Origin of the sequence: Blautia sp. CAG:257 (genome assembly GCF_000433815.1) — a bacterium.
Classification (GTDB): domain Bacteria; phylum Bacillota; class Clostridia; order Lachnospirales; family Lachnospiraceae; genus Blautia_A; species Blautia_A caecimuris.
In genome coordinates this window covers 1-18,349 of sequence record NZ_HF998983.1, presented here as the reverse complement: position 1 = coordinate 18,349, position 18,349 = coordinate 1, and the positions used below count along the sequence as shown (strand labels likewise).

Annotated in this window: 18 protein-coding genes; 5 read left to right on the top strand and 13 right to left on the bottom strand. The window is 41.4% G+C overall.

Features of this window, described 5'->3' with window-relative positions:
- The 4 genes from QVP40_RS00725 to QVP40_RS00710 form a co-directional block, all read right to left on the bottom strand.
- Positions 1-528, bottom strand: a 528-nt coding sequence (locus tag QVP40_RS00725; RefSeq protein ID WP_288200066.1) for a flavin reductase family protein, incomplete at its 3' end; no start/stop codon positions are given.
- Between the two features lie 419 nt (positions 529-947).
- Positions 948-1,355, bottom strand: coding sequence for a DUF1284 domain-containing protein (locus tag QVP40_RS00720; protein WP_022066597.1), 408 nt, complete (start codon positions 1,353-1,355; stop codon positions 948-950).
- 47 nt (positions 1,356-1,402) lie between these two features.
- Complete coding sequence (locus QVP40_RS00715; RefSeq protein ID WP_022066596.1) at positions 1,403-1,954, bottom strand: biotin transporter BioY; 552 nt, start codon at positions 1,952-1,954, stop codon at positions 1,403-1,405.
- Between the two features lie 130 nt (positions 1,955-2,084).
- Entirely contained in the window at positions 2,085-3,008 is a 924-nt protein-coding gene (locus QVP40_RS00710; RefSeq protein ID WP_022066595.1) for a mechanosensitive ion channel family protein, read from the bottom strand.
- Positions 3,009-3,262: 254 nt separating this feature from the next.
- On the opposite strand from QVP40_RS00710, the gene trkA reads away from it, so the two are divergent.
- Together trkA and QVP40_RS00700 are read left to right on the top strand one after the other, a co-directional pair.
- Entirely contained in the window at positions 3,263-4,621 is a 1,359-nt protein-coding gene (gene trkA / locus QVP40_RS00705; RefSeq protein WP_022066594.1) for a Trk system potassium transporter TrkA, read from the top strand.
- An 11-nt stretch (positions 4,622-4,632) separates the two neighbouring features.
- Positions 4,633-6,072, top strand: a complete 1,440-nt coding sequence (locus tag QVP40_RS00700) for a TrkH family potassium uptake protein (protein WP_022066593.1) — start codon at positions 4,633-4,635, stop codon at positions 6,070-6,072.
- Between the two features lie 335 nt (positions 6,073-6,407).
- Here QVP40_RS00700 and QVP40_RS00695 read toward each other — a convergent pair whose 3' ends face one another.
- The gene (locus tag QVP40_RS00695) at positions 6,408-8,081 is read right to left on the bottom strand and encodes a glycosyl hydrolase family 18 protein (protein WP_022066592.1); all 1,674 of its coding nucleotides are present in this window, start codon (positions 8,079-8,081) and stop codon (positions 6,408-6,410) included.
- Between the two features lie 777 nt (positions 8,082-8,858).
- On the opposite strand from QVP40_RS00695, the gene QVP40_RS00690 reads away from it, so the two are divergent.
- Complete coding sequence (locus QVP40_RS00690; protein ID WP_022066591.1) at positions 8,859-9,602, top strand: adaptor protein MecA; 744 nt, start codon at positions 8,859-8,861, stop codon at positions 9,600-9,602.
- 72 nt (positions 9,603-9,674) lie between these two features.
- Here the strand turns inward: QVP40_RS00690 and QVP40_RS00685 are convergent, their stop codons facing one another.
- The gene (locus QVP40_RS00685; RefSeq protein ID WP_022066590.1) at positions 9,675-9,875 is read right to left on the bottom strand and encodes a DUF1858 domain-containing protein; all 201 of its coding nucleotides are present in this window, start codon (positions 9,873-9,875) and stop codon (positions 9,675-9,677) included.
- A gap of 221 nt (positions 9,876-10,096) precedes the next feature.
- Here QVP40_RS00685 and QVP40_RS00680 point away from each other — a divergent pair, with 221 nt between their 5' ends.
- Positions 10,097-10,270: a DUF362 domain-containing protein gene (locus tag QVP40_RS00680; protein WP_022066589.1), complete on the top strand. Its 174-nt coding sequence runs from the start codon at positions 10,097-10,099 to the stop codon at positions 10,268-10,270.
- A gap of 65 nt (positions 10,271-10,335) precedes the next feature.
- Here QVP40_RS00680 and QVP40_RS00675 read toward each other — a convergent pair whose 3' ends face one another.
- The 7 genes from QVP40_RS00675 to rpsF all read right to left on the bottom strand — a co-directional run bounded on the left by QVP40_RS00675 (position 10,336) and on the right by rpsF (position 16,575).
- On the bottom strand, positions 10,336-10,878 hold the full coding sequence (locus QVP40_RS00675) for a MerR family transcriptional regulator (RefSeq protein WP_022066588.1): 543 nt from the start codon (positions 10,876-10,878) through the stop codon (positions 10,336-10,338).
- A gap of 508 nt (positions 10,879-11,386) precedes the next feature.
- On the bottom strand, positions 11,387-12,715 hold the full coding sequence (gene dnaB, locus QVP40_RS00670) for a replicative DNA helicase (protein ID WP_022066587.1): 1,329 nt from the start codon (positions 12,713-12,715) through the stop codon (positions 11,387-11,389).
- Positions 12,716-12,733: 18 nt separating this feature from the next.
- Positions 12,734-13,180 (bottom strand): 50S ribosomal protein L9, encoded by a 447-nt coding sequence (rplI, locus tag QVP40_RS00665; protein ID WP_022066586.1) that lies wholly within the window; start codon positions 13,178-13,180, stop codon positions 12,734-12,736.
- Positions 13,177-15,246, bottom strand: coding sequence for a DHH family phosphoesterase (locus QVP40_RS00660; RefSeq protein ID WP_022066585.1), 2,070 nt, complete (start codon positions 15,244-15,246; stop codon positions 13,177-13,179). The genes rplI and QVP40_RS00660 overlap by 4 nt, the downstream gene beginning before the upstream one ends.
- 132 nt (positions 15,247-15,378) lie before the next feature.
- The gene (rpsR, locus tag QVP40_RS00655; protein WP_022066584.1) at positions 15,379-15,642 is read right to left on the bottom strand and encodes a 30S ribosomal protein S18; all 264 of its coding nucleotides are present in this window, start codon (positions 15,640-15,642) and stop codon (positions 15,379-15,381) included.
- 113 nt (positions 15,643-15,755) lie between these two features.
- A complete protein-coding gene (locus tag QVP40_RS00650; protein ID WP_022066583.1) occupies positions 15,756-16,217 on the bottom strand; it encodes a single-stranded DNA-binding protein in 462 nt (153 codons plus the stop codon).
- Positions 16,218-16,287: 70 nt separating this feature from the next.
- Positions 16,288-16,575, bottom strand: coding sequence for a 30S ribosomal protein S6 (gene rpsF, locus QVP40_RS00645; RefSeq protein ID WP_022066582.1), 288 nt, complete (start codon positions 16,573-16,575; stop codon positions 16,288-16,290).
- Positions 16,576-16,838: 263 nt separating this feature from the next.
- Between rpsF and QVP40_RS00640 the strand changes: the two genes are divergently transcribed.
- Positions 16,839-18,101, top strand: coding sequence for a dihydroorotase (locus QVP40_RS00640; protein WP_022066581.1), 1,263 nt, complete (start codon positions 16,839-16,841; stop codon positions 18,099-18,101).
- The last annotated feature ends 248 nt before the right edge of the window (positions 18,102-18,349 follow it).

Here is an 18,349-nt window from a genome sequence, read left to right as displayed (position 1 = left end):
AATATATGCGTTGACAATTTCTCCATAATATGCAATATGAACATCTCGATTAGAACCTGAAAAAGAACTTTCCACATTCTGAGGATAAAATTTTTCTACAGTTTCTTTTTCCATTGCAGCAATATCCTGCTTCTGTTTGTAGACAAGTCTGCACTCCAGTGTAAGAGGAAGCTCTTTAATTCCCGGAACGGAAATGCTTTCCGGATCTTCCAGCGTCAATCCAAGCTCTTTGATCTTGTCCACGTCACGTCCGGATTTTGAACCGCAAAAGCCAAGAACTTTTTTCTGACTGTCGTCAAGCGGTATATTCACTGTAAATTCACCATTCTGCTCCAAAAGTTCCCTGGTAAATCTTCCCTCTCTGATCACAGTGATAAAAACAGGTTTTCCCCACTCAATTCCAAGCATCCCCCAGGAAATTGTCATGGAATTTACCTTTTCATCTGACTTTGACGTAATCAGAACACCTGATTTTACCCCATTTAGAATCTGTCCTGTATACTCAAATACATCAATCTTTTTCTTCATTTCCTGAATCCTCCGTTTCATTTTTCAGAATTTACATGTAAAAATAATGAATTCTTTTTTCTATCATATTCCAATTTCTATTTGTTTACAAGTCCTATAATCAAGCATATTTGAAAGATCACGCAAGTTTTATTGATCTTTGTATCATGCATATTTTATTTACCAGTACTTTTTTCATTACTATAAATGAGCAAATTTGAAAAAGTGACAAAATCATTACGAGTTTGTCTTTATAAGATGCACATATAGAGCTTAATATTTCTTTTATATCCGTATATTACGGATTCTATTATGACAAATTCGATATTTGCTCATTTATAGATCATTACCAATTTTTTCCGGAAACCTGCTTTTCATACATTCTTTTTCCAGCTCCGTATACTGACGGATATAAGCTTCCAATTCCTGTTCTGTCATCCTCATTCTTTTATCCACCTGCTTTTTCTGCTGCTGCAGATTTCATCCCACTGACAGTTTCCACATATGTCCTTTCTTTTTCCTGTCTGAAGAATTAATTTTTCCACTTTTTCTGTAAACTCTGCAAATGAAAGGATTTCATTTTCCTGCAGCCCACATAACAAAAGTACTTTTCTGTCATATTCCGCTACCTGGTCTGCTGTAACGCATATCTTCCCCTTCAGATTTGGGCAGGCAGAACAGATTTCATCTCCCCCAACTGTCAGTTTTACATAAGCGTCCTTTTCCAGAAGCTCCAGAATTTTCCCCATATGAACTGAAAATCCCCTACTGTAACCTCTCCCCTCAAAATATGCCAGACACATGCCATGATGAGGACGCAGGCAGATATTGTTTCCTTTTTCTTTCATATTCTCTCCCGATTATAACAAAACCGGGGAAATTCCCCGATTCTGCTTTACATAATATACTTTTTTAATTTTCTGGACAAACCATATGCCAGCAGGATTTTAATAATGTCCGGAATAATAAATGGTATCACACACCATCCCAAAACAGCCATCAAACCTACCGGTCCGCTTGTTTTCATGTAAACAGCCATAAACCATACCGTGCCAAAGGCATAGCACACAATCAGCCCAGCCGCCATGGATAAAATCTGTATTACAGATTTTTTTCCGGGAATCTTTTCCATTGCCCACATAACAAGGGCAGAAAATAAAAATCCCACAATATATCCCCCGGTTGTTCCTGTCAGAATTCCGATTCCTCCGGTCATTCCCGCAAATACAGGAACTCCCACTGCTCCAAGAATAATATACAGAGCAACAGCCATAGTACCTCTTCGTCCTCCCAGAACACCAACTGCCATAAATACCGCAAAGGTCTGAAGGGTAAAAGGAACTGCCGTAGGAACTGAAATCCAGGAACAGACTGCCATCAGTACTGCAAATACTGCAATATAAACAAGATCATATGTTTTACTTTTTGATGCCGCCATTGTATTCATCTCTTTTCCTCCTGCTGTAACACATTTTGACTGCCTTACTTTAACACAGGAAATGCAAATTGTCAACTTTACAATTAAATAAGTTTACAATTTACATTGTATCTGCACGATCTGTATCACCTTGTTTATATCATTTTTCATGGTGCAAATGAATATCCATCTGATTATAGGGAATCGTAATTCCCTGTTCATCAAATTCTTCCTTAATCTTTTCATTGAGTCTCCATTTCACAGACCAGTAGGAATCTGTAGGAACCCAGACCCGCAGTCCCATGATCACCGCACTGTCTGCAAGCTGATCCACAAATACTACCATTTCACTTCTGTCCCCCTGAGTATCCGGATCTTCCAGAAGAATTTTTTCCAGAATTTCTTTTGCCTTCTGAATATTTGACTCATAAGAAATTCCTACTTTTATTTCCAGCTTTCTTGTCTCTTTTGCAGTGACATTAATGATCGTACTGTTTGAAAGTGTTCCGTTAGGCACCACGATTTTTTTGTTGTCAATACTCAGAAGCGTAGTATAGCACATTTCAATCCTTGCCACTGTTCCCTCACAGCCATTCTGCTGATTCTGAATAATATAATCCCCAACCACAAACGGCTTAAAAACCAGAAGAAGAACTCCTCCTGCCAGATTGGCAAGTCCCCCCTGAAGAGCAAGACCTATTGCCACACCTGCTGTGCCCAAAAGAGCCGCCACTGAGGATTCCGTTACTCCCAGGCTGACTGCGATATTAAAAATCAGCATGGTATACAAAACCGCTTTACCTGCAGAACAGGCAAACTGTACCACGCCCTCGTCCAGCCGCGCACGTTCCATGGAGCGTTTCATCAGTTTTACCGCCCAGCGTATGAGTTTTCTTCCTACAAAAAACACAATAATTGCAAGTACAACTTTCAGACCAAACCCCACAATTGCAGGAATCTGATCGGCTATATATTCTTTCAAATTTAAAATCTCCTTTATGTTATCTGATACTCCGTCAAGTCCCATTTCCTCCAGTCCCTGATCTACCTTTTCAACCGTTTCATTTACTGTTTCCATATCCATTACTTCTCACCCCGTTTCCTGTGTTTTATCTTATACCTCTTTATCATACCATAAATTGCTCCCATAAAACACACGGGAATCCTGGTATTTGTCAATCCGCCTTTCATTTCTTTTAATTTTTGCCGCCGTTCCTGAAAAAAACACAAAAAATCTTCTGAAAACCCCTGAAGTCAAAAGATTTTTCCTATTTAAAAACTGTTCCTACAATGCTATAATAAGGACGCTTATATAATATTTTTATAATGGAGGAAACCATGCATATCATAATTGTCGGGTGCGGAAAAGTAGGGCGTACCCTTGCAGAGCAGCTTCAGGAGGAAGAAATTGACCTGACGCTTATCGATACTGTAGAAAAAACTGTCAACGATGTTACTGAGGATATTGATGCAATGGGCATTGTGGGAAACGGAGCCAGCATCAATACATTAATGGAGGCAGGCATCAGCACTGCTGATATTCTTATTGCTGTTACCGCATCAGATGAGCTGAATCTTCTTTGCTGCCTGATCGCACAGAAAACCGGTTCCTGCCAGACAATCGCCCGGGTACGTAATCCGATCTACAGTCAGGAAATCGGATTTATCAAAGAAAAGCTGGGTATCTCCATGATCATTAATCCGGAATATGCTGCAGCTCAGGAAATTTCCCGGCTGCTGCGTTTTCCGGCTGCAATAAAAATCGATCCTTTTTCCAGAGGCAAAGTAGAGCTTTTAAAATTTAAGGTTCTTCCCGAATTTGGTCTGAATGGAATGAGTATTTCCCGGATCACAGAAAAATTCCGGTGTGATATTCTCTTCTGCGCTGTAGAAAACAGAGAAGAGCTTACCATCCCCGGTGGAGACTATGTTATACATGACGGAGATTTTGTTTCTATTATTGCAACGCCTCAGAATACGGCCCTGTTTTTCAAAAAAATAGGTTTCCGCACAAATCAGGTAAAAAATGCTCTGATCATAGGTGGGGGAACGATATCCTATTATCTTGCAAAAACTCTGATCGATACCCGTATCCATGTAAAAATCATAGAAAAGGATCCCGCCCGCTGTGAATTTCTCAGTGATCAGCTTCCTGAAGCAACCATTATCAACGGCGACGGAACTGACCGTGCTCTTCTTCTGGAGGAAGGTCTGGAAACTGCCGAATCTTTTGTTACGCTTACCAATTTCGATGAAGAGAATATCTTTCTCTCTCTGTTTGCCAAAAAAAGTTCCGGTGCAAAGGTTGTGGCAAAAGTAAATCGTCTGCCTTATACAGATGTAATTGATGATCTGGATCTTGGGAGCGTGATCTACCCGAAATACATAACCTCAGACAGTATTCTCCGCTATGTGCGGGCTATGCAGAATACTATCGGCAGCAATGTAGAAACTCTTTACCATATTCTGGACAGTCAGGCAGAAGCGCTTGAGTTTGCAGTTCATGACAGTTCACCAGTAACAGGTGTTCCTCTTTCTGAGCTGAAGCTGAAAAAAAATCTTCTGATCTGCTGTCTTACCCGAAACGGCGCTGTACGGATTCCACGCGGTCATGATACCGTTGAGGTAGGAGATCACGTAATTGTCGCTACTACACACAAGGGACTTCGCAATATCTGCGATATCCTTGAGAAATAAGGGGTGCAGTCATGAATTACCGTATTATTTTTTATATTGTTGGATGGGTATTTAATCTTCAGGCAATATTTATGGTTCTTCCATGCCTGACTGCTGTTATTTATGGAGAAAATGATCCTGGGGCTTTTCTTGTTTCCATTGTCATCTGTCTTGCCATCGGTCTGCCTCTGACAAGAAAAAGACCGCGCAACAAAGTTTTTTATATAAAAGACGGCTGTATTGCAGTTGCCCTGAGCTGGATAGTCCTCAGCATCACCGGAGCCGTTCCTTTTGTACTTTCCGGCTCTATTCCGCATCCCATTGATGCGATTTTTGAAACTGTATCCGGTTTTACCACTACCGGCTCCAGTATCCTGACTGATGTGGAAATTCTTCCGAAATCAATTCTCTTCTGGAGGAGCTTTACTCACTGGATCGGAGGAATGGGAGTGCTTGTCTTTCTGCTTTCTCTCCTGCCTCTTGCAGGCGGGTATCACATGAATCTGATGAGAGCCGAAAGCCCCGGACCTTCTGTCAGCAAGCTTGTACCAAAAGTACAGTCTACTGCAAAGATCCTTTACTCCATTTATCTGGGCATGACTGTCCTGCAGATTATTCTCTTACTGCTTGGCGGCGTACCTGTATTTGATTCTCTTTGTATTACTTTCGGTTCTGCGGGAACCGGCGGTTTTGGAATCAAAAATGACAGCATGGCAAGCTACAGCACTTATTGTCAGGTAATAACAACTATTTTTATTATTTTATTTGGCGTGAATTTTTCCGCCTACTACCTGATCCTCACAAAGAAATTTAAACAGGCTTTTAAGCTTGAAGAAGTACGGTATTATTTTGGGATCATCCTTGCCTCTGTAATCCTGATCGCAGTGAATACCCGTCACATGTTCAGCGGATTTGCAGAAGCTTTTCAGCAGTCGGCATTTCAGGTTGGTTCTATTATTACAACCACCGGTTATTCCAGTACCGATTTCAATCAGTGGCCGGCGCTGTCCAAAACGATCCTTGTCCTGCTTATGTTTGTTGGCGCCTGCGCGGGCAGTACAGGCGGAGGTATCAAGGTTTCCCGTGTTGTTCTTCTCTGTAAGGCAGCCCGAAAAGAATTTCAGCTATACCTTCATCCCAATGCGGTAAAAAAACTGAAGATGGATAATAAGGCAGTTTCTCATGAAACCCTGCGCTCTACCAATATTTTTCTCAGTGTTTATCTGCTGATCTTCTGTGGCTCCATCCTGATCATTTCACTGGATAACTTTGATCTGATCACGAATTTTACCGCCGTGGCCGCCACTCTGAACAATATCGGACCAGGTCTTGAAATTGCAGGACCAATGGGAAATTTCAGCTCCTTCTCCTATCTGTCCAAAAGTGTTATGATTTTCGACATGCTTGCCGGTCGGCTGGAAATCTTCCCTCTGCTTCTTTTATTCTTTAAGGATACATGGAAAAAATTTTAACTTTACTGTAAGCAGAAAAACAATTATATTTTGCCTGGATGGAAATGTTCCGTAACTGTGACAGAAAACATTTCAAAATCATCTGAAAAATATTATGTCAGAAGCAACACTGTTTTTCATAATTTTTTCAAATTGATATCACAATTTCTTCACATTTATGTTTTATAGTAAGATATGTAGAAAGCTCAGTGCTTTCTATACAAATATTTTTCTTTTTCATACGCGCCGGTACGAAAGTACCGGCCTCCTTCCAATTATGACCTTTTTATAATCCATCTCTTTATAAGAAAAAAAGCGTCGGGAACAATTTCCCCACGCTTTTTTATGTATGTCCGTTATTTCAGATTTTCACTGATCACCTTCCAGATACTGCTGTTTTCAAATCCAAGTTTCCACTGTGCTACGCCTGCAAGTTTGTATTTCGGAATGAGTTTTACCTTTTCTGCAATAGACTGTGCATCCTCAATCCATATTTCATAACTGGAACCGTCTTTTTCATAAGAAGCAGTATTCTGCCCAACACTGCCGTCCCATATAGTCTCTGCCTTATTTTCTTTTATTACATTCTGTGCCTGATCCATTCCGATCGCTTCGCTTGTCAAGGCTCCTCCGGTTGTCTTCCAGAGTCTTGTATAAAATGGGATTGCCAGAATGGTCCGTTCTGCCGGTACTTCTGCCAGAGTATCCACAACCCCTTTTTCTACCCAGGGAAGAGAAGCCACAGAGCCCGGTTCTTCTGAACCTACATAATGTTCATCATATCCCATGATGATCACATAATCTACAACCTCCCCCTGTTCTCCTCTGTCATAATGACTGGTAAAATCTTCAGGTACCGGATTATCCACAGACAGTACAAGATTTCTCTTATGACACTCAATAGACAATTCTCTTAAAAATTGCAGAAAATGCGGTCCCGCATCTTCACTGAGCGTTTCAAAATCCACATTGATTCCATCAAGACCTGTTTTTTCCGCAGCGCTCATAAGCTGACTGATAATATTCTGGCGTGAAGAAAGCTGAGACAAAGTATCTGTTGTACTTACGTCTGCGGTAAAGTTGTCAATCAGTCCCCATACCTTCATTCCTTTATCATGCGCCTGTTTTACATAGTCAGCAGAAGATATATCTGCAATATTGCCCTGTGTATCCTGCAAATAGAACCAGGTAGGAGAAATAACATTTACTCCGCTTACATTTGCCACTGCATCGGTAAAATATGCATTAGCCTCTTCTGACGTCACCTGATGCCAGGACAGATTCACCGGTTCTTCCATAACCAGGTGCTGATACTCTTCCTTCTGAAAGTCTCTCTCAAAATCCTTTGCTTCCGGAGAAGACACATCTTTCTTTTTCACAAATCCGATATATCCATCCATTGTAGCAACCTGCACCCATTCTTCATATTCCTCCATGAAGGTCAGAGTATCGCCTTTCTTGACCTCTGTGAGAACCGGTGACTTGATTCCTCCGCGATAACGGACATATGTATCTTTTTTTGCAGTTGCTACATTTACCCCGGTAAACTGATTCTGTATAATGATTCTGGAAGGATTTTCTCCCATATATACGTCCATGTCTGTATATTTTTGTACAAAAGGCAGACTTAAAAATACACTTCCATCCTTCAGCCACACATCTCCATCTCCGTTCTGAGATGCCGGATACATCTGAAGCTCAGAAGGTGTTGCATAAAGAATCTGCTGATTTGAACTGTCCCAGTAATATCTCTGGTTCAAATGGCCTGATACAAACTCCAGCGGAAGATAAGTCTGATCATCAGATGTTACTGCGCGCTCCTCCATAATCTCTGTTCCCAGGACGATCACAGACTCTCCCTCCGCAGTCTTGCCGTAATATTCGTTCAGATTCATGCGCTCTTTTGTCGGAATATATTTTTTGACCACATGAATTCCAACTCCTGCTGCAGCAAGCAGAAGAATCAGAACGCAGACGATAACTGCCGGCATATACTGCTTCTTCATTTGTTTTTTTACCTGCTTTTTCATTTGCTTTTTCCTTTCAGTTCAGAACTATATGTTTCACAAACTTCCTCTTTTGTTAAAAAGGCTGTTTCATTATATCATACTTTTGTGCGATTGCGTTATAAAATCATTCTTTTTATATTTTTTTCATATTTCGGGAATACTCCGCCTGGTCAGGCATGAGAGGGGAATTTACTGCCTTTGACGGGGAATTCCCGTTCTTCTGTGCATATCATCATGCTTTTGCATAAAATTCCTTTGTACTGTGTGATATATTTTCTCTTCTTCCCTCCTTTCGCGGATTTTTGAAAGCACCCTGTGGGTTTCTGAAAAATCTCTGTCCATAAAAGAAGCCTTATCTTTAAAATACGTGGAATTTGTATGATTGCCGCAGCGGGAATGCTGCATGACTATAAAATGGCAACAATACATTTGAAAAAAGAAATCAGTCAATATGTAAGCTGTTATCTGTGATGTTCCGGCGCTTCCATTACATCCAGAATGATTTTTCTGTTTTTTATTATACCTTGTTTTTAATCATATGCAAGAGGTTTCAGCAAAATATAAAAAATTTTCGATTTTGTTTTCAAATATTTTATATTTAGGTAAATTGAATTTCTTTACATTCTCCATATTTGTGGTATATAATAGATGCTAAGTTGATATGCATTTTTTTGCTGTAAACCAATAAAATCATTGACAATGTCCTGCTCTTCAAAAATGACATCATCTGCATGTATGAGTATAATAACATATGCACATGGTAAACAGACAGGATAAAAAGAATAGGATGTGATTATTATGAAAATAGAAAAAATTAACGAAAACCAGATTCGCTGTACTCTGACCCGTGAAGACCTGGAGCTTCATCAGATCCGTCTCAGCGAACTTGCTTACGGTTCCGAAAAAGCAAAAAAACTTTTTCGTGATATGATGGAGCAGGCTCAGCTGGAATTCGGATTTGAAGCTGATAATATTCCTCTGATGATCGAGGCAATTCCTGTCACAACAGACAGTATTATCCTCATTATCACCAAAGTAGAGGATCCTGAAGAACTGGATACCCGCTTCTCCAAATTTACACCTTTTAAAGATCAGGGGCAGGGAGATCCGGTTTCCCTTGACGGTGCAGATAATATCATAGATCTTTTTCAGAAACTCTGTGAGTCCAAGCTGAAGACACTGTCCAAAAAGAACTCTGCAGAAGATAAAAAATCTGCAGAAGAAAAGCCGGAACAGGAAACTCCCGCTGTTAATGTAATCCGTCTGTTTGTTTTTTCCCGGCTGGATGATGTAATTGCTGCGGCTCATGGACTGAACGGATTCTTTACAGGCCAGAATACTCTGTACCGGAATACTGAAAATGAAACTTATCTTCTTGTTCTCCATCAGTCTGAGACTTCTCCGGAAGATTTTAACAGAGTATGCAATATCCTTTCTGAATATGGAAGCAGCAAGGCTTTCACAGTCTCGGGAGAAGCATATCTGAAAGAACATGGAAAACTGGTTTCTGCAAATGCACTTCAACAGCTTGTACAGCTTTAACAAATAATAAAAGGACATTGCTCTTTATGCAATGTCCTTTTATTATTCATTCTGCTCCTCTGTATATCTCTCTTATTGAGCAAGAAAATCATTGATCTGCTGAACAAGGATATCTGCATCGAATCCATGAACCATAGCAGCCTCTTCCAGAGACTCCATCTGTGAAGACGGGCAGCCGATGCAGTGCATTCCCATTCTCATAAGAATTGCAGCGCAGTTGGGATCTATTCTGAGAAGCTCACCAATTGTTGTTTCTTTGGAAACCTGTGCCATTTCTGTTACCTCCTTTTATAATATGCAGAAAAATATATATCATTTACTGCAGTGTTATGCTGTTTATAGCACATTTATTATAATATAAAAATGAACCGGAATCAACGGGCTAATTATAAAAATATGTTTATAATTTTATACTTGTAATCCTCTGTAAGATATATTAGAATAGCACTATAGAACCTTTCGGGGTACTAATGAGAAAAAAGGAGGATACTATAATGGCATACGTAATTACAGACGAATGTGTAAGCTGCGGATCCTGTGCTGCTGAGTGCCCATCTGAGGCAATTTCTGAAGGCGCAGATCATTTCGAGATCGATGCAGACGCTTGCGTTGACTGCGGAACATGTGCAGATGTTTGTCCTACAGAGGCTATCCAGCCAGGAGAATAATCCAACGGACTACATACAGAAAAAGAAAAGAAGAGCTGCAGCAAACGCTGCGGCTCTTTTTTGTTTTATATATTCTTATGTATTTTCAGGATTCTTCCTGATTTTTTATCCACTGAAGCGGCAGCGGCTTCGCGTCTGGCAAGCTGCTGTCTTCTGATTGCAAGATCAAGAGAACGATATCTCTCCTCATCTTCATTTTGGGACTGTATCTCCTGTGTGATCAGTCTTTCCAGGATTGTCTGGAATTCCAGGATTTTAGGATTTACGGTTTCTTCTGCCGCACCGACCTCCACAGAATATACAGCTTCCTCTGCCGGCACCTCATTTACAGATACTGCTTCTTCCAAAAGGCATATCTTACTGTCAGAAGAGCCCGGAGCCGTGCGGGCAATCTGAGGGATCAGATCCTTAATCGCCCGAAGCTGCAAACCTCTTTTCTTCAGTTCTCTGATATTCAGAAAAAGCTGAATATCATATCTGGTGTAGTAGCGGTGGCCAAGTTCATTCCTCTGGATATGAAGGTCAAGCTCATCCTCCCAGTAACGCATAACATATGGCTTCACCCCCGTCATTTCTGATGCCTGTCTGACCGTATATCTTGTCTCCATACCGCACCTCCTACATCTCAAATTATAGCAGAGTATATGAGTATTTCAACAAAAACCGTTCGACAATTTTTGCTGCAAAATAATCCGTAGTTATTATCCAGTCTTTTTACGGCTTATTAAAAGTTTTGATTCAAACTATAAATAAGCAGATGTAAAAAAGTGCGTAATCTCCTCGCTGATTTGTCTTTGCGAAACGCCCACATAGAGTTTAACCTTTCTTTTATGTCCGCATATTCCGAATTTTAATATGTAAAATTTGATATTTGATCATTTATAGTTTTTAATTGTATTCTGTAACACATTTGCTCCTGTATGTATGGGAATTTCATAAAATTGTATCAGCTGTATTGCAAAGTATTATCTTCAAGCAGTTATATCCGGAGCAAAGCGAATGGTTTTTTATTTACCGGGAATTCCGCTGCAGAGTTACTACTTTCCCGATAAGCAAAAAAATCTCCCATATTTCACCTGACAGGTGTCCAATACGGAAGATTCTTTTTGTACGACTTTATTTTTTCATATTTACAAACTGTGTATACCTTGGCAGCCATACCAGCTCAATGGTTCCAATGGGGCCGTTACGCTGTTTGGCAATAATGACCTCGGCAATATCCTTTTTTTCTGTATCCTTGTGATAATAATCATCTCTGTACAAAAACATTACTACGTCCGCATCCTGCTCAATAGCTCCGGATTCTCGAAGGTCAGAAAGCATTGGCCTGTGATCAGGTCTCTGCTCTACCGCGCGGCTTAACTGTGACAGTGCAATAACAGGAACACCAAGCTCACGGGCAAGAGCTTTCAGAGAACGGGAAATATCTGAAATTTCCTGCTGTCTGGAATCGCTTTTTCCACTTCCGCTCATCAGCTGCAGATAGTCGATCATGATAATTCCGAGATTGTGCTCCAGCTTGTACTTCCTGCATTTGGATCGCATTTCCGCAATGCTGATACCCGGCGTATCGTCAATGATCAGATTGGAACGTCCAATAATATCCGCGCCCTCTACCAGCTTTGTCCAGTCCTCGTCTTTCAGATTACCGGTTCTCATGTTCTGGGAATCCACATGGGACTCCATTGCCAGCAGTCGGTTTACAAGCTGCTCCTTTGACATTTCCAGACTGAAGATCGCCACAGTAACATTTTTACGAAATGCCATATACTGCGCGATATTCAGTACAAAAGCGGTCTTTCCCATAGAGGGTCGGGCCGCGATCAGGACAAGATCTGAAGGATGCATACCCGAAGTTTTGTAATCCAGGTCAACAAAGCCTGTAGGAATTCCGGTAACGCTTCCCTTCAGCTTGGAAGCTTTTTCAATATTATTAATGGCATTCAGAACCACCTGCTGAATCGGTACATAATCGCCGCCAATACTTCTCTGTAAAATACTGAAAAGTTTTTTTTCTGCCTCTTCCAGAAGGGTTTCTGTATTTTCCTTTTCCAGATAACAGCTGTTCGCCACCTCCTCCGTAGTCTTAATGAGACGACGAAGAAGAGCTTTTTCACTTACAATATTTGCATAATATTTTATATTTGCAGAAGTAGGAACTGCTTCCAGAAGCTCTCTGACATATTCCATACTGCTGATATCCGGAGGAAGGTCCTTTTCTTTCAGTCTGTTCTGAAGAGTAATCAGATCAACCGGCTGTCCTTCATTGCACAGCTCTACCATAGCGTCAAAAATAATACCGTACTGATTCTGATAAAAATCATCGCTTGTAAGAATTTCAGACGCAACAAGGATCGCATCCCTGTCCATGAGCATGGAGCCGATCACAGACTGTTCTGCTTCAATACTGTGGGGAAGTATTCTCCTGACCAGTGCTTCTTCCATACTGTGGGCTCCTCCGTTTTATGCTTCTTTGATCCAGACCTTAAGACTACCGGTTACCTTCGGATGCAGCTTTACACCGACCTGAGTCACACCCAGATTGCGGATCGGACCGTCAAGCTGAAGTTTCTTTTTATCAATGTCCAGATTCAGCTGAGATTTTGCAGCCTCGGAAATTTCTTTTGCTGAAACAGAGCCAAAGGTTCTTCCGCCTTCTCCTACTTTCAGCGTAAGAATTACTTCTTTTGTTTCCAGATCCTTTGCAAATGCCTGAGCAGCCTCCAGATTTTCCTGTGCTACTTTTTCTTCATTTGCCTTCTGAAGCTTCAGGTCATTGAGATTTTTCGGTGTTGCCTCAACGCCCAGTTTCTTTGGCAGAATCATATTTCTGGCATAGCCGTCACTGACATTTACAATCTGACCTTTTTTTCCAAGAGATTTTACATCTTCTAATAAAATTACTTTCATTTTGTTTCCTTTTCCTCCTGATACATTTCGTCAATAATGTTCTTCAGCATCTCTTCAACCTCAGGCATTGGTTTCTTCACCTGTGCACCTGCAATATTCAGATGACCTCCGCCGCCCATTTTTTCCATCAGCACCTGTACATTCACTTCATCAATGGCTCTGGCGCTGATATACACCTCATTATTATACGGCGTCAGCACAAAAGATGCTTTTACACCGGCAATATTCAAAAGCTCGTTTGCCGCCTGAGCGCCCACTACTGTAGGACTTTCCAGGCCCTCGCTGGGACACTTGGCAATGGCAAAGCAGTCTTTATAAATACTTGCGGTACGAACTGCCTCTGCCCGTGCCTTATATGAATCAATATTATCTCTGAGAAGCTTGCGCACTCTTGTCATATCTGCGCCGCTTCTTCTCAGAAAGGCTGCCGCTTCGAAAGTCCGCACACCAGCTCTGGTAATAAAATTATTGGTGTCGATCATAATTCCCGCATAAATACAGTCTGCCTCTATATTTCTCAGTCTCAGATCATCAGAAAAATACTGGAGGATCTCTGCCACCATTTCACAGGTAGAGGAAGCGTAGGGTTCCACATAGGAAAGCACTGCATTCTGAATGATTTCATTGCCTCTGCGGTGGTGATCCAGCACAACAATTGTTTTTGTCATATACAGAAGCTCCTGACATTCTGTATAGCTGGGCTTGTTGGTATCCACCACTACCACTACCGTATTATTATCCACAAGCTCCATAGCCTGATTTTTGTCAATGAACATAGAAGGCTCATAATCCGGATTATTCAGGTAACCTGCCATCAGAGGTCTGATAGAAGTAGACGGATCATTTACCACAATGTGCACCGGTTTGCCCAGAGTTTTTCCCGCACGGTAAATACCAATGGCAGCTCCCAGCGCATCCACATCAGTGATCTTATGCCCCATAACGACCACTCGTTCCTTGGTACTCATAAACTCCTTCAGCGCCTGCGCCTTTACACGGGCTTTGACGCGTGTTGTCTTTTCCATCTGCTGAGCTTTGCCGCCATAGTAGGTGATGCTGTCTCCGTTTTTGATGACTACCTGATCGCCGCCCCGTCCCAGAGCCACTTCAATGGCAATCCGGCAGTACTCATAATTCTGAAGATACGTAGCTGCATTAAGACCAATTCCAATACTGAGAGTGACTGTCATTTCATTTCCTATATTGACAGTCTTAACTTCCTCCAGAATATGAAATTTCTGCTCTTTTAGGGCTTCCAGAGAACTCTGACGCATGATCAGGAAATATTTGTCCTTTTCAAGCTTACGCACCAGGCCATCATAATTTGAGAAATACTTTGTGATCTTTCTGTCAATTAAAGCAATCAGAAGAGAACGCCTTACGTCTTCCACACTCTCAAGTGCTTCTTCGTAATTATCCAGATATGCCAGAGCAACTACAAGCTTGTTGTCCTCGTTTGCTTTAATATAATCTTTCAGTTCTGTCTCATCATACAGATACATGGCAATCAGGCTTGTATTCTCGGAAAGTCCCTCCAGAACTTCTGAATGAACCATTGCCTCGCCTAACAGGACACGCTGCATGGAAATCCTGTATATACAGTCACCAACCTGTGTACTGATCTCGGATATCTCTTTTTCTTCCGGAACCGGAAGCTTGTCCGGCGTAATATCCGGAAAAATCGTATTAATATTTTTTCTGTAGAACTGATCTTTTCCTGTAAGCTGCGCAAATACCTTGTTGCACCAGATCATTCTCCCCTGCATATCCATGATCGCATATGGCAGAGCAAGCTCTTCCAGAACTCTCTTTTCAAGGAATTCATACTGACTTGCAAAGGCCACAAGATCGTTAAACATCTGAGGTCTGTGGTAACAGAAAATACCTACAGCGCAGGCCAGATAGATCAGCGCTCCCAGTGTAACAACCACTCCGGCTTTTATATCTATCGCATAAACCACTATGTTCAGGATAATCAGAAGAGCGGTCAGATACAGGGGCCATCTTGTCAGATGTTTCAGATGACCTTTTAATTTGAATTTACCATCCATAATCTTCATTACCATTCTTTTTTGAAAAATTTACATGTTTCCTTTCACTCAACAAAACATATTATAACAGATTTCAGGGATTTTTTCCATATAAATAATGAGATAAAAAAACCGCTGCCATTTGATCGGCAGCGGTATCAGATTCAATTAGTCCTGAACGTATGGCATCAGGGAAAGATGACGTGCTCTCTTAATAGCAACTGTCAGAGCTCTCTGATGTTTTGCACAGTTTCCTGTAATTCTTCTCGGAAGGATTTTACCTCTCTCAGAAACATATTTTCTGAGTTTTGCTACATCCTTGTAATCGATCTCATTGTTTTCTTTACCGCAGAATACACAAACTTTTTTTCTTCTGCGTCCGCCTCTTCTTTTCATAGGAGAGTCCGGTCTTTCGCCTCTATTGTAAGCCATGATGGTTTCCTCCTGTTTTTCTTTCAATTTGATTGACTGAGAAATCCTGATCTCTCACCTGGATACAACCAGCTTTCTCTCTTCTCTTCGTCGTTCATTTTAATGCTCAGGCTTTAATTGAACGGCAATTCTTCGTCAATTCCATCCGGGATATTCATGAAGCCGTCTGCACTTGCAGCGCTTGGGCTTGGCATGGACGGCGCTGACGGAGCAACGCTCTGCTGAGGATGAGATGCTGCATAGTTATCACTTGCGGCTTTGCTCTCAGCAAATTCCTGTTCCTCAACTACCACCTCTGTAGTATACACCTTCTGACCTTCTCTGTTTGTATAGCTTCCGGTCTGAATGCGTCCGCTGACTACAATACGGATTCCCTGATGAAAATATTTTTCTGCAAACTCTGCTCCGCGTCCGAATACCACACAGCTGATAAAATCAGCGGATGCCTCTCCATCTCTGCGGAACCGTCTGTCTACTGCCAGTGTATATCTGGCGATTGCCAGAGCATTTTCTCCTGCGGAATATCTGACCTCAGGATCTCTTGTTAAGCGACCCATTAAAATTACTTTGTTCATTTTTCTACCTCTTTCTTTCAGTAAGTGAACGGGTTCTAATGGTGCTTTCTAAAATCCATGTGTAAAAAGATTATGCGTCTTTACGAACGACTAAGTATCTTAATACGTTGTCCATGATGCGTACATGTCTTTCTACTTCCGCCGGACACTCTGCATCTGCTCCAAACTGAATGAAATAGTAGAAGCCTTCATGCATTTTCTGAATTTCGTAAGCTAATTTCTTCTTACCCCATTCTTCTACTTCTGTGATCACGCCGTTGTAACGTGTAATGTAGCCTTTTGCTTTCTCTACTACTGCATCACGTACTTCGTCTTCAACTTTAGCGCTCACAACTAATGCTAACTCGTACTTGTTCATGCTTTTTACCTCCTTGTGGTCTTTATGGCCCTCTGTACTGTCAGAGAGCAAGGATATGAAAATATATCACAGTTGTTTATTCTATCATATCGTTTCCCTGTTGTAAAGAACTTTTTGTCGAATCACCTATTTATTTTTCCCTGAAAACAGATACTACTCCTTTTCTCTCTTCCCTTGACAAATTTCCTTTCTTTCTTCTATACTGAATCTAAATAACAAGGGCTGTTTACTGCTGATATGCCCGTTAAAAGGAGGATTATTATATGCTTTTAAAAAATGGTTTTCTTATAAATCCCAAAACGCATACTCAGGAACTTACAGATATCCGTATTCTAAACGGAAAGATTTCTCAGATTTCTGCTGGTCTTGTTCCTGAAAATAGTGAAGAAGTTCTGGATCTTACCGGTCTGACTGTTGCGCCGGGCCTTGTTGACACTCATATTCATTTTCGTGATCCAGGACTTACCTATAAGGAAGATCTCCACACAGGTACTCTTGCCGCTGCCAAAGGCGGCGTAACCTCTGTAATCTGCATGGCAAATACAAAACCTGCTGTAGATTCTGTTGAAACCCTTACAGATATTCTGACACGGGCAAAAAAAGAAAAAATTAACATTTATCAGACAGCTTCTGTATCCCAAGGGCTTAAGGGAGAAATCATAAATGATTTTAAAGCCTTAAAGGAAGCCGGCGCCTGCGGTTTTACAGATGACGGCATCCCTCTTCTTGATGCAGAATTCTGCAGCCAGGCCATGAAAAAAGCAGCTGAATTAAATATGCCCATCAGCCTTCATGAAGAAGATAAAAGCTTTATTGCAAATAACGGAATCAATGCCGGTCCTGTAGCAGACAGGCTTGGGATTACAGGTTCTCCTGCAATTGCCGAAGACGTCATGGTTGCCCGGGACTGTATGCTTGCCCTTCATACTAAGGCTCCTGTTGTGATCCAACATATCAGCTCCGGCAATTCTGTCGCTCTTGTGCGTCTTGCAAAAGAACTTGGCGCGGATATCCATGCGGAAGCCACCCCTCATCATTTTACTCTTACCGATGAGGCAGTTCTTACTTATGGTACTCTTGCAAAAATGAATCCGCCTCTGCGTACAGAAAAAGACCGGCAGGCGATCATTGCAGGCCTGAAAGACGGAACTATTGATCTGATTGCCACCGACCACGCCCCTCACAGTGCTGAAGAAAAATCCAAAGCTCTCACAGAGGCTCCAAGCGGCATTACAGGATTAGAAACATCTCTTGGCCTTGGTATCACTAATCTGGTAAAAAAAGGCTGTCTGACGCTGGAAGAGCTTCTGGAAAAAATGACCTGTAATCCTGCTGATCTTTATCATCTGCCCGGTGGTTCTGTTGAGGAGGGAACTCCTGCTGATCTGGTAATTTTTAATCCAGATGAAACATGGACTGTGGATTCTTTCCTGTCTAAATCCTCCAATACACCATTTAAAGGTATGGAATTATATGGAAAAATTCATTACACTATCTGTAGAGGAGAAATTGTCTATCAGGACTGATACCTGACTAATCCCATATAACACAGTCAATATTTTGCGGAGAGCGCGGCATCCAGAACCTTTGTAAAATGCCGGATCGCTCTCCGCAGAATCTTTGTAAAAATGAATATATATATATGAAAAAAAGAGCCTGAAATCAAGGCTCTTTAGAGAGGTGCCACCCGGATTTGAACCGGGGATAGAGGTGTTGCAGACCCCGGAAAAAAACCTCGGAACCCTCTAAAACTCTAAGGTTTTCCAAACTGTCC

What these genes read in the sequence shown, in the direction of transcription:
- QVP40_RS00720 (WP_022066597.1), bottom strand. Translation starts at nt 1,355, where the DNA reads ATGAAAGAAAAAGGAAACAATATCTGCCTGCGTCCTCATCATGGCATG.
- QVP40_RS00715 (WP_022066596.1), bottom strand. Translation starts at nt 1,954, where the DNA reads ATGAATACAATGGCGGCATCAAAAAGTAAAACATATGATCTTGTTTAT.
- QVP40_RS00710 (WP_022066595.1), bottom strand. Translation starts at nt 3,008, where the DNA reads ATGGATATGGAAACAGTAAATGAAACGGTTGAAAAGGTAGATCAGGGA.
- trkA (WP_022066594.1), top strand. Translation starts at nt 3,263, where the DNA reads ATGCATATCATAATTGTCGGGTGCGGAAAAGTAGGGCGTACCCTTGCA.
- QVP40_RS00700 (WP_022066593.1), top strand. Translation starts at nt 4,633, where the DNA reads ATGAATTACCGTATTATTTTTTATATTGTTGGATGGGTATTTAATCTT.
- QVP40_RS00695 (WP_022066592.1), bottom strand. Translation starts at nt 8,081, where the DNA reads ATGAAAAAGCAGGTAAAAAAACAAATGAAGAAGCAGTATATGCCGGCA.
- QVP40_RS00690 (WP_022066591.1), top strand. Translation starts at nt 8,859, where the DNA reads ATGAAAATAGAAAAAATTAACGAAAACCAGATTCGCTGTACTCTGACC.
- QVP40_RS00685 (WP_022066590.1), bottom strand. Translation starts at nt 9,875, where the DNA reads ATGGCACAGGTTTCCAAAGAAACAACAATTGGTGAGCTTCTCAGAATA.
- QVP40_RS00680 (WP_022066589.1), top strand. Translation starts at nt 10,097, where the DNA reads ATGGCATACGTAATTACAGACGAATGTGTAAGCTGCGGATCCTGTGCT.
- QVP40_RS00675 (WP_022066588.1), bottom strand. Translation starts at nt 10,878, where the DNA reads ATGGAGACAAGATATACGGTCAGACAGGCATCAGAAATGACGGGGGTG.
- dnaB (WP_022066587.1), bottom strand. Translation starts at nt 12,715, where the DNA reads ATGGAAGAAGCACTGGTCAGGAGAATACTTCCCCACAGTATTGAAGCA.
- rplI (WP_022066586.1), bottom strand. Translation starts at nt 13,180, where the DNA reads ATGAAAGTAATTTTATTAGAAGATGTAAAATCTCTTGGAAAAAAAGGT.
- QVP40_RS00660 (WP_022066585.1), bottom strand. Translation starts at nt 15,246, where the DNA reads ATGGTAATGAAGATTATGGATGGTAAATTCAAATTAAAAGGTCATCTG.
- rpsR (WP_022066584.1), bottom strand. Translation starts at nt 15,642, where the DNA reads ATGGCTTACAATAGAGGCGAAAGACCGGACTCTCCTATGAAAAGAAGA.
- QVP40_RS00650 (WP_022066583.1), bottom strand. Translation starts at nt 16,217, where the DNA reads ATGAACAAAGTAATTTTAATGGGTCGCTTAACAAGAGATCCTGAGGTC.
- rpsF (WP_022066582.1), bottom strand. Translation starts at nt 16,575, where the DNA reads ATGAACAAGTACGAGTTAGCATTAGTTGTGAGCGCTAAAGTTGAAGAC.
- QVP40_RS00640 (WP_022066581.1), top strand. Translation starts at nt 16,839, where the DNA reads ATGCTTTTAAAAAATGGTTTTCTTATAAATCCCAAAACGCATACTCAG.